Below are 14825 nucleotides of genomic sequence, written 5' to 3' on the forward strand. Positions count from 1 at the left end.
TGGCTCAGCTCTCGGCCAGGATGTGGGAGAGCTCCGTGTCGAGATCGAAGTGACGATGCTCGGTGCCCGGCGGAACCGCGGCGTCGGTCCTTTTCAGGAACGACTCCAGGGCCCGCGCCGGAGCTTCGAGCAGGGCTTCTCCCTCCGGGGAACTCAGGGCGATGCATACGACGCCTTGACCGTGACTACGAGATGGCCAGACGCGGACGTCTCCGGTGCCGGTGGGCCGGTGCAGCCCCTCGGCAAGGAGGTCACGGGCGAAAACCCATTCGACCGTCTCCTCCGCTCCGGTGTGGAAGGTGGCGTGCACGGCATAGGGATCGGCCGTGTCATACCGCAGGCCCGCGGGTACAGGCAGTGAGGACTCGCTCGACACAACGAGGCGCAGGTGCAGCTCGCAGCTGACCGTGGTGTTCATAAGCGCCAGGGCCTTTCGCTCAGTGTGCGCTCGGGGATTCGCACGTCGGCGAAATCGACATGCCACCTACGGTGGCGTTGTAAACCCCTCTGACCCATTTGTGATGCTTCGGGCCCCTCCCCTGGCGGCGTGTAACTTTGAGTTATGCGCCCAATCCAGTGACGAAGACAGGTCGGGTAAGTTGAGCTTCATGAACGCGGAGAGTGACGAGCGGAGCGAGGTCGCCGAGAAGGTGACCCCGGCATCCGCCACGGGGGAATCGGACCGGGTGGAACGTGAGCTGGGCTCGCGGGCACCGGGTTTCATCAAGGCATCAAAAGCGCTCCACCTGAGCTGGCAGGTCGGCGTCTTCGTCGTCGGCCTCGGCGTCGTGATCGCGGGCGTGCTCATGCTCGTGCTGCCCGGCCCCGGCTGGCTGGTGATCTTCGGCGGCATGGCGATCTGGGCGACCGAGTTCGTCTGGGCCCAGCTGGTGCTGCGCTGGACCAAGCGCAAGGTCACCGAGGCGGCGCAGCGGGCCCTCGATCCCAAGGTCCGGCGGCGCAACATCATCCTCACCACGGTGGGGCTCGTGATCATGGCGGTGCTGGTCGGGATCTACGTCTGGAAGTTCGGGCTCACCATGCCGTGGAAGATCAGCGAGTAGCCCGGAGGCGGTCGGGGACGGTCCAGGAGCACCGCTGACATGGGGTAATGTTTGCGGTGCGCCCGGGCGATTAGCTCAGTGGGAGAGCGCTTCGTTCACACCGAAGAGGTCACTGGTTCGAACCCAGTATCGCCCACCCGGACAGAGGGCCCGGGAGACGGATTCCGTCTCCCGGGCCCTCTGCGTTGCCCGGCCCGTTTCCCCGGCCCGGGCGCGGCTCACCGCATCCGCCCCAGCGCGTCCTTCAGCCGGCGGGCGTCGCGCAGCCGCTGCTCGTACGTGGCTCCCACCACCAGCAACAGCAGCCCGGCCAGGGCCGGCGGCAGCCAGCGGGGGAGCGCCCCGGCCACCTGCACCACGTACGGCGCCAGCTCGTGCAGCCCGTCCAGCGCCAGCACCGCCCCGCCGAGCAGCAGCAGCGCCTGGAGGCGGTAGCGCGCGCCCAGCAGCGTGATGACCAGCGCCGCCACCCCCAGCAGCAGCGGCCGGAGCCAGTCCGTGTCGGTCCAGGCGACCGCCAGGCTCGGCAGCAGCGTCGCCGCGAGCCCCGGCCCGTACGCCGTCCACGAGGACGCCTCCGGGTCCCTGCGCCGCCGCAGCACCCCGACCACCAGTGCGGGCACGGTCACCGGCAGCGTGTACGCCTCCGGGAACGACACCTCCGAGGCCGCCAGCCGCACCCAGGTGGCCAGCACGAACAGCGCCGCCGCCAGGTAGCCCGCCACCGGCCGCCGCTCGGGCCGCACGGCCGCGCCCGCTGCCAGCACCCCGCACAACGCCAGCACCAGGGCCAGGAACGGCGCGTCGGACACCGCGAGCCCCACGGCCACCAGCGCCCCCAGCGCGCCCGTCAGCTCCACCGGCAACGCCGTCGGGTTCCGCCGCAGCCGTGCCCCGAGCAGCACGGTCAGCGCGGGCACCACGAGCACCAGCGGCGCGGCCTCGTGCGGGGCGAGCCCCAGGGACCGACCCGCGAACCCCGTCAGCACGGTCGCCCAGACCGTCGAGGCCACCGCGCACACCGCCCGCTCCACCTCGGACCCCGCCCGGACCGCCGCCCCGGCGAACAGCACCGCCAGCGTGCCGAACACCGCGTAGGAGGCCCCCTCCGACGCCAGCGACAGCACCCCGACGCCCACCGCCCCGGACACCGCCGCCACCAGCGCGGTCACCCGCACCGCCGCCGACGCGCCCCGGTCGCTGCCGGTACCCCGGACCGCCAGGGCGAGCAGACCGGCCACCAGGACCGTCTCCCCGGCCACCGCGAGCGCGTAGGGCACGTCCAGCACGGCCCCGGCCAGCAGCAACGCCCCCCAGCCGAGAACCACCGCCCCCGCACCGGCGACCCCGCGCAGCGCCGCACCGGACGGCCTGCGCACACCGGCACCCGCACCGGCACCGGCACCGGACCAGCCGGACCAGCCGGGCCAGGCCGGCCAGGGCGCCGCGGTCCCGGGAGCCGCCACCCCGTGGGCCGCCGTACCGTCCGCGCCCGGCGCCCCCGCGCCCGGCATCCCCGCGCCCGTCCCGCCCGCGCCCGGCGTCCTCGGCACGGCCAGCGGTGCGGTGATCCGCGCCAGCGACGGCCACCACCGGTACGCCGCCCCCAGCAGCCCGGCCACCAGGACGAGCACCACCGGGGCCGCCGACAGCTCCGACCACCGCATCGTCGACCCCAGCGCGGACCGGAGGGCTTCCGGCGACCCCGCCCACACGTCCGACAACTGCGTCACCGGGCCCAGCAGCACCGCCGCGGCCGGCGGCAGCGCCCACACCAGGGCCCCGGCCACCACCGCGGCCGACGCCGCCAGCACCCCGTATACGGCGTTCCTCGGCAGCCGGGTCCGTACGACCGCCGTCAGGGCGAGGCCGCACAGCAGGTACGCGAGCACCAGCCAGCCGTCCGACAGCGCCGCCGCCGGTACGCCGCCCACCGCGGCCACCGCCGCGAGGCCGGCCACCGCGCCGCCGATCCGCGCGAAACCCCGCGGCGCGTGCCACGCCCCGGCCAGGGCCGCCGCCGCTGCCACCAGCAGCAGCGCGCCCGGAGCCACCGCATCGAGCGGACCGGAGGCGGTCACGGACAGCGTCAGGCCCACCATCAGGGCGAAGAAGCCCATCACCGCTCCGCCGACGCACGCCGTGACCCGCACCCCCGTGCCCCTGCCCCGCAGTGCGATCGTCCCGTCCAGCACGGCTGTGGCCAGCAGCGCCCACCCGACCACCAGCGCCGGTGCGCCCACGGCCCAGGCCCAGAACAGCAGCGGCCACTGGGCCAGCACCACGGCGGCCGGCAACGGCAGCCGCAGCTTCCCCAGCGCCAGCCCGTACGCCGTCCACAGCGCCGCGAGCACCGCCGAGGCGACAGCCGTGAAAGCGAGCCCGTCCGTATGGGGCGCGGCCACCGCGTGGAACGCGTACACGTCCAGCAGCGTCAGCACCAGGGCCAGGGCCACCAGCGCCTCGGCCGTGGCGGCCAGCTTCCGCCGCAGCAGCACCGCCGGGGCGATCAGCGCCCCCAGCGTCACCGCGGCCAGCACGGCCGACCGGCCGCCGATCCCCATCGAGCCCCAGCTCACCAGCGTGAACGCGACGGCCGCGACCGTCAGCAGCAGACCGCCCAGCGTCAGCAGGATGTTCTGGGCGCTGCGCGGGGCCGACGGCTGCTTCGGCGGCACGTAACCCCACGGCTGCGCGGGAGCGGCGGGAGGCGCGCCCCAGCCCGACGGGTTCCAGCCGGGCGCGGCCGTCGGCGCGGGCGGCCGCAGCGCGGCGAGCAGCCAGGCGCGCCGGGTCAGCAGCTGGGCCCTGCGGGCGTCCAGCTCGGCCAGTTCTCGGTCGAGGCGGGCCAGTTCCTCGGCGGGCGGGGGCACGTGTTCCATGTACGGGAGTGTGGCCCCGGCCACCCCGCCCGTACATGCGCGCGGATACTCACTTCCCGGCCACGCCGCCCTGAGTAGAGCGCGACGGGAACGAGGGAGGAAGGAGGGCGGGAAGGAGAGGCGGGAAGGAGTTTGAACGAAGGCCGCGGAGCCCTGTATGGTTCAACCCGTTCCCGGGCGATTAGCTCAGTGGGAGAGCGCTTCGTTCACACCGAAGAGGTCACTGGTTCGAACCCAGTATCGCCCACCGGGGAAAGCCGGTCCGCAAGCATCACGCGGACCGGCTTTCGCATGTCCAGGCTCCTCGAACCCCTCACGCCGCCGCGGGCAGTTCCGGGCGCAGCGGCCACGCCGGATCCACTGCCTCCGGCGTCCCGCTCTTCGCGAACCACGCCTCCAGGCCGCGCGCCTGAGCCGCGTGCCAGGTGGCCTGAAGGGTGTGCAGCTCGGACGGCGACAGCCGCTCCATCCGGGCCGAGAAGCGCCGGCACACCGCCCGCACCAGCTCCAGCGACGCGGTCGCGTCGGCCGCCGCGTCATGGGCCCCGTCGAGCACCACCTCGTAGCTCGCGCACAGATCCGTGAGCGTACGGCGGCCCTTGCGGTAGCGGTCCAGGTGTTTGTCCAGCACCCGCGGATCCACGACGCGCATCGGCACGCCGTCGAGATATCCGGCCAGCGACGATGCCCGGTGCCGCCTCAGCTCCCGGTCCAGCAGCGTCAGATCGAAGGGAGCGTTCATCACGACCAGCGGCCGACCCGTCGCGCAGCTCTCCGCCAGTGAACGGGCTATCTCGTCCATCACCGGGGCGGGCCAACGCCCGTTGCGCTGAAGGTGATCGTCGGTCAGACCGTGGATCTCGGTCGCCCCGGGCGGGACCGGAACCCCCGGATTGACCAGCCAGCGGGTGACGCGGACGCGACCGCCCGCGGTGTCCTGCGCGACGAGAGCGGCCGAAACGATCCGGTCCTGCTCGACGTCCACGCCTGTCGTCTCCGTGTCAAAAGCGGCCAGCGGCCCCTCGAACCAGTGCATCATCCCCGAACTCCTCGCACCTGCACGGCAGATGGAATGATTCCTCTGCCCGATATCGGTGATACCCGGGCTGTTTGCCTGATACGCCGTTTGCGGGCGGTCCGATGCGGTGACAACACAGTTGAGACGTACGGAAGTTACCTCCGGCGTCCGTCGATCCGCCCAGCCCACGACACCCCGCCGGCAGGCCACCTGCCATCGATCGGCACGCCCGGAAGGCACACGGAGCCATGGCGCTCGCGCAGCCCGACCCCGGGGGACCCACCCGCGCCGAGGCCCTCGGGCCCCGGCTGCCGCAGCAGCTCGACGCGCCGCTGCGCGGCTCCCTCGCCACCACCGCCTGCATGGAGACCCTTCAGGTGGGCTATCTGCACGCCGTCGCGGCGGCGGCGGGATGCTCGCTGTCCCAGCCCTTTCCCGACAACGGCATCGACTGGCACGTCAGCCACGGCGCCCCGGCCCACACCGTCGACGACGAAGTGACCATCAAGGTGCAGCTCAAGTGCACCTACCAGATAGCACCGCACCCCGCGGGCGGGGCGTTCTCCTTCACGCTCGACAACGCCCACCTCGTCAAGCTCGCCCGCAGCCCGGTGTCGGTGCACAAGATCCTGGTCGTGATGCTCGTGCCCCGCAGCCAGGACGACTGGCTGCGCGCCGGACCGGGCAGCCTCGACCTGCGCCACTGCTGCTACTGGACCAACCTGGCCGGCCACGCGGTGACGGGCCGGTACCGGACCACTGTGCGCATCCCGACCTCGCGGATCTTCGACGACCGCGCACTCTGCGACATCATGGCCCGGGTCGGGGCCGGAGGGAGACCCTGATGCACCGGTCGATGGACGAGCCCACGGGCGGGGCGGGACTGCCCGCCGCCCGCTCGCACCCCACCGCCCGCCCCGGGCCGCCGCTGGTCGCCGTGGCCGGTGCGGAGCTGCCCGATCCCGCCGTCCTCGCCGCCCTCCTGCGCCGGCACGGCTGGCAGCGGCGCGGGGGAGCACCGGGACGGTACGGCCGCTGGACCCCGCCCGGATCCGCCGCCGGGGCGACGAGCCTGCTGCTGCCCGAGAGCGCGGCCTTTCCCGACAGCGGGGAGCTGATCGAGGAGGCCCTCGACTCCCTCGGCCGCAGCGCCGACCCCTCCGCCCGCGACGTCCTGGTCTCCCTCACCGTGCCCAGCGACGAGATCCGCTGGTGGCGCGAGGTCCCCGAGTCGGTGGCGGCCGCCGCGGGCGCCTCGGGCTGGACCGAGGCGGAGGAGCTGCGCTCGGCCGCCCGGCAGGTCCTCATGGCCGGGGCCCTCGCGGCCCGCGGCCGGGCCGGCTACCACGGCGCCCGCCACCGCAGGAAAGCCCGCGCCGCCCTGGACGACGCCCTGATCGGGCCCGGGGCCGACGGCCGCGCCCTCACCGCGTACGTCCCCGTCGCCTCCGGGCGCGCCGTCGCCGTCCGGCTCTGCCACGCCCTGCACGCCACCCGCGAGGCGGTGGACTACCAGCGGGCCACCGGCGGCATGGAGGCCTTCGACAGCGCGGTCGAGGCGGGCGTCGGCCGGGAGCTGACCGAGGCGCTGATCGCCCTGGTGCGCGGCACCGAGGGGGCCGGGATCGATCTGCGGTGGGCGCCCGCCGCCGGCACCCCGGACGGCTGCCCGGCCCGCCCCGCGCCCGTCGAGTTCTCCCCGGGCGACCTGCCCGCCCTGCGCGCCGCCGGAGCCCGCTACCTCCGCGACGAACCCGCCGTGCAGGTGCGGCTGACCGGTGCGGTGGTCCGGCTGCGCCGCTCGGGGCCGCGCGGCGCCGGGATCGTACGGCTGCGGGTGCTGGCGGGGGCCGAGGTCGCGCACGTGCGGGTGGAGCTGGACGAGGAGGCGTACCGCATCGCGGGCCACGCGCACCTCGTGGGGCTGCCGCTGCGGGTGGAGGGGCGCCTGGAGAACCGGGGCGGCTTCCGGCGGCTCACCGGGGCCTCCCAGGTCGCGCCCGTCCAGGTCGACGAGGCCGAGCGGGACCGGCTGATGAAGGCGCTCCAGGAGAACGTGGACTCCTTCGAGGAGGCGTGCGCGGGGGAGGAGCCGTAGTCCGGCCCGGAAGGCGTTCGCGTCGGGGGCGTACGGCTCGGTACGATTCGCAGTGCTTAGCCATGTGAAGGCAGGCGCCCCCTCAGACAGGAGAGACCGGTGTCAGACGTCCGTGTGATCATCCAACGCGATTCCGAGCGGGAAGAGCACGTGGTGACGACGGGCACGACGGCCGGCGAGCTCTTCCCCGGTCAGCGCACCGTCGTCGCCGCGCGCATCGGCGGCGAGCTGAAGGACCTCTCCTACGAGCTCCAGGACGGCGAGAGCGTCGAGCCGGTGGAGATCTCCTCCGAGGACGGCCTCAACATCCTGCGCCACTCCACCGCGCACGTCATGGCCCAGGCCGTGCAGGAGCTCTTCCCCGACGCCAAGCTCGGCATCGGCCCGCCGGTCAAGGACGGCTTCTACTACGACTTCGACGTCGAGAAGCCGTTCACCCCCGAGGACCTCAAGGCCATCGAGAAGAAGATGCAGGAGATCCAGAAGCGGGGCCAGAAGTTCTCCCGCCGCGTGGTCTCCGACGAGGCCGCCCGCGAGGAGCTGGCCGACGAGCCGTACAAGCTGGAGCTCATCGGCATCAAGGGCTCCGCCTCCTCGGACGACGGCGCGGACGTCGAGGTGGGCGGCGGCGAGCTGACCATCTACGACAACCTCGACCCCAAGACCGGTGACCTGTGCTGGAAGGACCTCTGTCGCGGTCCGCACCTGCCCACCACCCGGTTCATCCCGGCGTTCAAGCTGATGCGCAACGCCGCCGCGTACTGGCGCGGCAGCGAGAAGAACCCGATGCTCCAGCGCATCTACGGCACCGCCTGGCCGACCAAGGACGAGCTGAAGGCGCACCTGGAGTTCCTGGAGGAGGCCGCCAAGCGCGACCACCGCAAGCTCGGCAACGAGCTGGACCTCTTCTCCTTCCCCGACGAGATCGGCCCCGGCCTCGCCGTCTTCCACCCCAAGGGCGGCGTCGTCCGCCGGGCCATGGAGGACTACTCGCGCCGCCGGCACGAGGAGGAGGGCTACGAGTTCGTCTACAGCCCGCACGCCACCAAGGGCAAGCTCTTCGAGAAGTCCGGCCACCTGGACTGGTACGCCGACGGCATGTACCCGCCCATGCAGCTCGACGACGGGGTGGACTACTACCTCAAGCCGATGAACTGCCCGATGCACAACCTGATCTTCGACGCGCGCGGCCGCTCCTACCGCGAACTGCCGCTGCGCCTCTTCGAGTTCGGCACGGTGTATCGCTACGAGAAGTCGGGCGTCGTGCACGGCCTGACCCGCTCGCGCGGCTTCACGCAGGACGACGCGCACATCTACTGCACCAAGGAGCAGATGGCGGAGGAGCTCGACCGCACGCTCACCTTCGTGCTGAACCTGCTCCGCGACTACGGGCTCACCGACTTCTACCTGGAGCTCTCCACCAAGGACCCGGAGAAGTACGTCGGCTCGGACGAGACCTGGGAGGAAGCCACCGCGACGCTGCAGCAGGTCGCGGAGAAGCAGGGTCTGCCCCTGGTCCCGGACCCGGGCGGCGCCGCGTTCTACGGCCCGAAGATCTCGGTGCAGGCGCGGGACGCCATCGGCCGCACCTGGCAGATGTCGACCGTGCAGCTCGACTTCAACCTGCCGGAGCGCTTCGACCTGGAGTACACCGGCCCCGACGGCTCCAAGCAGCGCCCGGTCATGATCCACCGCGCCCTGTTCGGCTCCATCGAGCGCTTCTTCGCCGTGCTCCTGGAGCACTACGCGGGCGCGTTCCCGGTCTGGCTCGCCCCGGTCCAGGCCGTCGGCATCCCGATCGGCGACGCCCACATCCCCTACCTCCAGGAGTTCGCCGCCAAGGCGCGCAAGCAGGGGCTGCGGGTGGACGTGGACGCCTCCTCGGACCGGATGCAGAAGAAGATCAGGAACCAGCAGAGGAACAAGGTCCCGTTCATGATCATCGCTGGTGACGAGGACATGGCCAACGGTGCCGTCTCCTTCCGCTACCGCGACGGTTCGCAGGAGAACGGCATCCCGGTCGACGAGGCCCTCGCCAAGATCGCGAAGGCCGTCGAGGACCGCGTACAGGTCTGATCCGTACGGCAGACAGCGGCCCCCGCAGCGCTACCCGCGCTCCGGGGGCCGTTTCTCGTCCTCCCGGGTGAACACCTGGATCAGCCACGACGAGAACGACCCCGTCACCGCCCCGAGCAGCGCGAGACCGCACGCCATCAGCCCCGCCGCGACCGTCCGGCCCCAGAACGTGACCGGTGCGGCGTCCCCGTAACCGACCGTCGTGAGCGTCGCGCACGCCCACCACACCGCGTCGCCGAACGTCCGGATGGAGGCGTCGGGGGCCGCGTGCTCCAGGTGGTAGACGGCGAGCGAGGCGGCGAAGCCGAGCAGGACGGCGGTCAGGCCTGCGTACGCCATCACGCGTGCGTACAGGTTCAGCCGCGGCCGGTCACGCCGGCGCTGCACCGCCAAGTACACCTGGACCATCCGCAGCGGGCGCAGCAGCGGCAGCAGCAGGACCAGGGTGTCGAGCCAGTGGCCGCGGACGAAGCGCGCGCCCAGGCCGCTGAGCCGCAGCCGCGTCGCGTAGTCCACGAGGAACAGCAGCCAGGTCGACCAGACGAGGATCAGGGCGATGTCGTTCCAGGGCTCGGCCTCGTGCGGGGTCAGCACCCGGACCGCGTACCCCGTCAGGAAGATCAGCCCCGCGGCGAAGAGCGGAACCTCGGTGCGCTGCTCCCAGCGCGTCAGCCGGGCCGGTGGCTCGGATGCGGGTCGGTCGGTCATCGCCTCAGCATCGTGGGCGGCCGAGCGGTGCGGCCCCGGCGACACGCTCCGCCGGGGTGACGCAATATGCTGATCGGCATGACGAGTGAGCCGGAGCAGCAGATCGGCGTGGGGACGCCCGACGCGTTTCAGCGTCTGTGGACGCCCCATCGGATGGCGTACATCCAGGGTGAGAACAAGCCGAGCGGCCCGGGCGCCGAGGACGGCTGTCCGTTCTGTTCGATTCCCGCGAAATCCGACGAGGACGGGCTCGTCGTGGCACGCGGGGAGCACGTCTACGCGGTGCTGAACCTGTATCCGTACAACGGCGGCCACCTCATGGTCGTTCCCTACCGTCATGTGGCCGACTACACCGAACTGGACGGTCCGGAGACGGTGGAGCTGGCGGACTTCACCAAGCGGGCGATGGTCGCGCTGCGGGCGGCCTCCGGGGCGCACGGCTTCAACATCGGTATGAACCAGGGCTCGGTGGCGGGTGCCGGGATCGCCGCGCATCTGCATCAGCACCTGGTGCCGCGCTGGGGCGGGGACACCAACTTCATGCCGGTCATCGGCCACACCAAGGTGCTGCCCCAGTTGCTGGGCGACACCCGGGCGATGCTGGCCGACGCCTGGCCGACGGGCGAGCTGCCGGTTCACTGAGCGAACGCCGTACAGCGAACGCCGTACAGCGTGCGCCGTACTCGGAAGGGGCTTGCCCGGCCGGATCGCTCCGGCCGGGCAAGCCCCTTCCGTCCCGCTACGCGTCGTAGACGTCGGCCTTGCGCGGGGCCGGGTCCTGGACGAGGCCGCTCAGTATCATCGAGCGGTTGTCGAAGCGCTCCGTGTCGACGCCGTTCTCCGCGAGGACCCGCATCGCCGCCGTGTGGACGGCCCGCAGCACCGGGGTGGCGGCGCGCATCGCGTCGTCCGCCATGAAGCGGTGGTTCCACGGCTTGGCCGCCCACGCGTGCCGCAGCCCGAACGGCTCGGGCAGCACTATCTTCCCGCCCAGGTAGTCCAGCAGCGGCGGATACCAGGTGAGCGGGGCCCGCAGGGCGAGCCGCACGACCTCCTTGGCGTCCACGAGGGCCAGTTGGATGTCCCGGGTCTCCCAGAAGCGGACGGTCTTGTTGACCGTCTTCGTCTTCGCCGCCGGCTTGGAGAGGAACAGGCCGTGCACCGGCCCCAGCGCATGGCCCGTGACCTCGATGCGCAGGGTCTCGTGGAGCACGGTGACGGTGATCATCATGGTGATCACCAGCTGACCGTCCCACAGGGTGAACTGCACGCCCAGGTAGTGGCGGTCGCCGCTGCCGAACTGCTGGTGGTTGCAGATCCGCTGTATCTCGTGGGGCTTCACCTGGAAGGTGGCGACGTCCTCCCCGTCGGGGCGCGTGACGGAGTCGGCGTTCTCCCCGATGGGCGAGACGATCCAGTGCTTCACGGACGGCTTCGGGAAGCCGCCGGTGTTCAGCGGCCCGCGTTCCAGCATCTTCAGCTGGTCGTGGATGATCCGGATCAGGTCCCAGCTGCGGAACTGGTGGATCTCCTTCGTCGGGTCCTTGGGCAGCAGCTCCTCGGCCAGCTGCCAGCTGCCCCAGCGGGTGCCCATCCCGAGGACGCCCTTGGGGCCGGCGTAGAAGACGGCGTTCGACTGCTGCTCGGCCGACAGCTTCTCCAGCCCCTGGCGCAGCGCCTCGCGCGCGGTCTCGTTGGGGTTCTTCGGCACCGCCTCGGGGATCTTCGCGATCACCCCGGTGCCGGAGAGCAGGCCCTCCCAGCGGGCCCGCATGTCCTTGGCCGAGGTCTCCGCGATCCGTTTGGCGATCAGCCAGCCGATCACCGGGGCGACGAGCGCGCCCCGGATGTAGAGGGCGAGCAGCCCGTCCAGGGGGAGCGTGACCATCAGGACCGCCGCGCCGACCCCGAAGGCGGCCAGGAGCACCGTGCCGACCGCGCGGAACGCCGTGTCCTTGGACTTGTTGAGCGCGTCCCGGATCCGGAAGGCGATCACCCAGGCCAGCATGCCGGGCAGGAACAGGACGCCGAACACCACGGTCACCAGGGTGAGCCGGGTGTCCCGGGCCTTGCGCAGGTTGTTCGCCGACAGGCAGTGCTCCACCACGGTCTGCGGGTCCGTGCCGAAGGACTGGATGAGCGCCCCGCGCGCGCCGCCGAGCATGCGCTCCTGGACGGCACGGGCGAACGCCTCACCCAGATTCGGCTTGAAGTAGTCGGACTTGAAGAGCTTGGAGGAGCCCGGCTTCACCGTCGATTTGTGCCACTCGCTGTTGGCGTCGAGGATCGTCTCCACCGGACTGTCCCGGTACGCTGCGGAGGCCAGGGCGTTGGTCGCCACGGTCTGGCCGCCCGAGCCCTGGATCGGGATCTGGGCCCCGGGTGAGAAGTCGAATCCGTCGTTGGCCACCTGTCGCCCCCACTCGCCGCACGTCTGCTCCTGCGGTGTGCCCAACTACCGTACGCGGCATACCTTCTGAGCTGCGACCACAGCGTATCGTCCGGATCACCGCACCACCCGTCACCGGCGTGGACACGGGCGGCGCGTGCGACCGTGCGCCGGTCACGCGCCGGGTGACGCGTCCGCCCCCTCCGCGCGGACCCGCTCGGCGACCTGCGGCGGCATCGCCTCGTGCCGGGCGTAGGCGCGGTCGAAACGGCCGGTGCCGTGCGACAGGGAGCGCAGGTCCACCGCGTATCGGCCGACCTCGATCTCCGGCACCTCGGCCCGTACGAGGGTACGTCCGCCCGGGCTCTGTTCGGTGCCCACGACCCGGCCCCGCCGCCCCGACAGATCGCTCATCACCGGGCCCACGTAGTCGTCCGGGACCAGGACGCTCACCTCGCAGACCGGCTCCAGGAGCTGGATACGGGTGTCGGAGGCGGCCTCCCGCAGCGCGAGCGCCCCGGCGGTCTGGAAGGCGGCGTCGGAGGAGTCCACCGAGTGGGCCTTGCCGTCAAGCAGCGTGACGCGGACGTCGACCAGGGGGTGTCCGGCGGCCAGCCCCCGGGCGGCCTGCGCCCGCACGCCCTTCTCCACCGAGGGGATGAACTGGCGCGGCACCGAACCGCCGACGACCTTGTCGACGAACTCGATGCCGGAGCCCGGCGGCAGCGGCTCCACCTCGATCTCGCAGATCGCGAACTGGCCGTGCCCGCCCGACTGCTTGACGTGCCGTCCGCGTCCGGCGGCCGGCCCGGCGAACGTCTCGCGCAGCGGCACCCGGTGCGGCTCCGCGTCGACCTGGACGCCGTAACGGTTGCGCAGCCGCTCCAGGGCGACCTCCTGATGGGCCTCGCCCAGGCACCACAGGACGACCTGACCGGTGTCCGGGTTCTGTTCGAGGCGCAGCGTGGGGTCCTCGGCGACCAGCCGGGCCAGGCCCTGCGACAGCTTGTCCTCGTCCGCCTTGCCGTGCGCCCGTACGGCCAGCGGGAGCAGCGGGTCCGGCGTCGACCAGGGCTCGATGAGGACGGGGTCGTCGGCCGGGGAGAGCGTGTCGCCGGTCTCCGCCTCGCCGAGCCGGGCCACGCACGCCAGATCGCCCGCGACGCACCGGTCCAGGGCGTGCTGCCGTCGGCCGAACGGCGAGGTGAGCGCCCCGACGCGGATCTCCGCCTCATGACAGGGGCGCGGCGCGTGCCCGGTCGCGTTCAGGCCGTGGCCGCACAGGTGTACGGAGTCGTCGGGGCGCAGGGTGCCGGAGAAGACGCGGACCAGCGAGACCCGGCCCACGTACGGGTCGGAGGCCGTCTTGACGACCTCGGCCACCAACGGGCCCCCGGGATCGCAGACCGGGGCGGGCCGCGGCTTGCCCGACGGGGTGGTGACGGCGGGCGGGGTGCGCTCCAGCGGGGTCGGGAAGCCGCGGGTGATCAGCTCCAGCAGCTCGACGGTGCCGATGCCCTGGCGGGCGCCCTCGGCCGCCGGGGCCGCGGTGAGGACGGGGTGGAAGGAGCCCCGGGCGACGGCCCGTTCCAGATCGGCGATCAGCGTCGCGACGTCGATGTCCTCGCCGTCGAGATAGCGGTCCATCAGGGACTCGTCCTCGCTCTCGGCGATGATCCCCTCGATCAGCCGCTCCCGGGCCTCCCGCAGCGGCTCCTCCTGGTCGGGCGCGGGCGGCAGCTCGGCGCGCTCCCCCGAGGAGTAGTCGAGGATCCGCCGGCTCAGCAGCCCGGTGAGCCCGGTCAGCGGGGCGTGCCCGTCGGCTCCCTCGGGCCCGAGCACGGGCAGGTACAGCGGCAGTACGGCGTCGGGGTCATCGCCGCCGAAGGCCTCGGCGCAGATCCGGTTCATCTCCCGGTAGGAGGTGCGGGCGGTGTCCAGATGCGTCACGACGATCGCGCGCGGCATGCCGACGAGCGCGCACTCCTCCCAGGCGGCCCGGGTGGTCGCGGCCACGGACGCCGCGTCCTGGGCCGCCGAGACGACGAAGAGGGCCGCGTCCGCCGCGCGCAGACCGGCCCTCAGCTCCCCGACGAAGTCCGCGTAGCCGGGGGTGTCCAGCAGATTGATCTTGCAGCCGTCCCAGGCCACCGGGACCAGCGAGAGCTGTACGGAACGCCGTCGGCGCTGCTCGATCTCGTCGTAGTCGGAGACGGTCGCCCCGTCCTCGACCCGTCCGGCCCGGTTCAGGGCCCCCGCCGTCAGGGCCAGCGCCTCGACCAGCGTGGTCTTGCCCGATCCGCTGGGGCCGACCAGCACCACGTTCCGTACGGCGGAGGGGTGGCCGGCCGTCGGTACTCCTCCGGCGGCCCCGGGGTGTGCGTGTGCCTTGTCGCCCATGATGCGTGCCTCCCGGTCGATGGCGCGGTGCGGGGGAGGGCGACCGCGCGCGGAGCAGCGGTGGTCACGGGCACGGGGAGGCCGCCGCGGCGGCTTCGGCGACGCCCGCGGTCCTTCGAGCTTGGCACCGGAGCGGGGCCCCGTCCATACGTCGCGCACCGGCCGCGCGGGGCCGGGCCACGGGCCGGTG

The 14825-nt window shown here is 72.5% G+C and carries 11 protein-coding genes and 2 tRNA genes; 7 read left to right on the plus strand and 6 right to left on the minus strand.

Annotated features, from left to right (window positions below):
- Nucleotides 1–4: 4 nt before the first annotated feature.
- Nucleotides 5–418: an SsgA family sporulation/cell division regulator gene (locus tag ACIQPT_RS30630; RefSeq protein ID WP_003959770.1), complete on the minus strand. Its 414-nt coding sequence runs from the start codon at nt 416–418 to the stop codon at nt 5–7.
- Nucleotides 419–608: 190 nt separating this feature from the next.
- Between ACIQPT_RS30630 and ACIQPT_RS30635 the strand changes: the two genes are divergently transcribed.
- Both ACIQPT_RS30635 and ACIQPT_RS30640 read left to right on the plus strand, forming a co-directional pair.
- The gene (locus ACIQPT_RS30635; protein ID WP_401160563.1) at nt 609–1064 is read left to right on the plus strand and encodes a TIGR02611 family protein; all 456 of its coding nucleotides are present in this window, start codon (nt 609–611) and stop codon (nt 1062–1064) included.
- A gap of 64 nt (nt 1065–1128) precedes the next feature.
- A tRNA-Val gene (locus ACIQPT_RS30640) sits at nt 1129–1200 on the plus strand.
- Between the two features lie 82 nt (nt 1201–1282).
- On the opposite strand, the gene ACIQPT_RS30645 is transcribed toward ACIQPT_RS30640, so the two are convergent.
- Nucleotides 1283–3946, minus strand: coding sequence for an SCO7613 C-terminal domain-containing membrane protein (locus ACIQPT_RS30645; RefSeq protein ID WP_401160565.1), 2664 nt, complete (start codon nt 3944–3946; stop codon nt 1283–1285).
- A gap of 175 nt (nt 3947–4121) precedes the next feature.
- On the opposite strand from ACIQPT_RS30645, the gene ACIQPT_RS30650 reads away from it, so the two are divergent.
- Nucleotides 4122–4193 (plus strand) — tRNA-Val (locus tag ACIQPT_RS30650).
- A 66-nt stretch (nt 4194–4259) separates the two neighbouring features.
- On the opposite strand, the gene ACIQPT_RS30655 is transcribed toward ACIQPT_RS30650, so the two are convergent.
- Nucleotides 4260–4985, minus strand: a complete 726-nt coding sequence (locus ACIQPT_RS30655) for a 3'-5' exonuclease (protein ID WP_401160566.1) — start codon at nt 4983–4985, stop codon at nt 4260–4262.
- 227 nt (nt 4986–5212) lie between these two features.
- On the opposite strand from ACIQPT_RS30655, the gene ACIQPT_RS30660 reads away from it, so the two are divergent.
- From ACIQPT_RS30660 to thrS, 3 genes are all read left to right on the plus strand, one after another.
- Nucleotides 5213–5809, plus strand: a complete 597-nt coding sequence (locus ACIQPT_RS30660; protein WP_401160567.1) for a DUF4365 domain-containing protein — start codon at nt 5213–5215, stop codon at nt 5807–5809.
- Nucleotides 5809–7062, plus strand: a complete 1254-nt coding sequence (locus ACIQPT_RS30665) for a hypothetical protein (protein ID WP_401160568.1) — start codon at nt 5809–5811, stop codon at nt 7060–7062. Before ACIQPT_RS30660 ends, ACIQPT_RS30665 begins: the two co-directional genes overlap by 1 nt.
- A 99-nt stretch (nt 7063–7161) precedes the next feature.
- Nucleotides 7162–9138 carry a threonine--tRNA ligase gene (gene thrS, locus ACIQPT_RS30670; protein ID WP_401160570.1) on the plus strand — a complete coding sequence of 659 codons (1977 nt, stop codon included), beginning with the start codon at nt 7162–7164 and terminating at the stop codon, nt 9136–9138.
- A 30-nt stretch (nt 9139–9168) separates the two neighbouring features.
- Here thrS and ACIQPT_RS30675 read toward each other — a convergent pair whose 3' ends face one another.
- Nucleotides 9169–9846, minus strand: a complete 678-nt coding sequence (locus ACIQPT_RS30675; protein WP_401160572.1) for a potassium channel family protein — start codon at nt 9844–9846, stop codon at nt 9169–9171.
- Between the two features lie 66 nt (nt 9847–9912).
- Between ACIQPT_RS30675 and ACIQPT_RS30680 the strand changes: the two genes are divergently transcribed.
- Nucleotides 9913–10488, plus strand: a complete 576-nt coding sequence (locus ACIQPT_RS30680; RefSeq protein WP_401160573.1) for an HIT family protein — start codon at nt 9913–9915, stop codon at nt 10486–10488.
- Nucleotides 10489–10585: 97 nt separating this feature from the next.
- On the opposite strand, the gene ACIQPT_RS30685 is transcribed toward ACIQPT_RS30680, so the two are convergent.
- Nucleotides 10586–12256, minus strand: coding sequence for a hypothetical protein (locus ACIQPT_RS30685; RefSeq protein ID WP_401160575.1), 1671 nt, complete (start codon nt 12254–12256; stop codon nt 10586–10588).
- A gap of 153 nt (nt 12257–12409) precedes the next feature.
- The gene (locus tag ACIQPT_RS30690) at nt 12410–14635 is read right to left on the minus strand and encodes an elongation factor G-like protein EF-G2 (protein ID WP_401160576.1); all 2226 of its coding nucleotides are present in this window, start codon (nt 14633–14635) and stop codon (nt 12410–12412) included.
- Nucleotides 14636–14825: the final 190 nt, after the last annotated feature.

Source organism: Streptomyces sp. NPDC091289 (assembly GCF_044757365.1).
GTDB lineage: Bacteria > Actinomycetota > Actinomycetes > Streptomycetales > Streptomycetaceae > Streptomyces.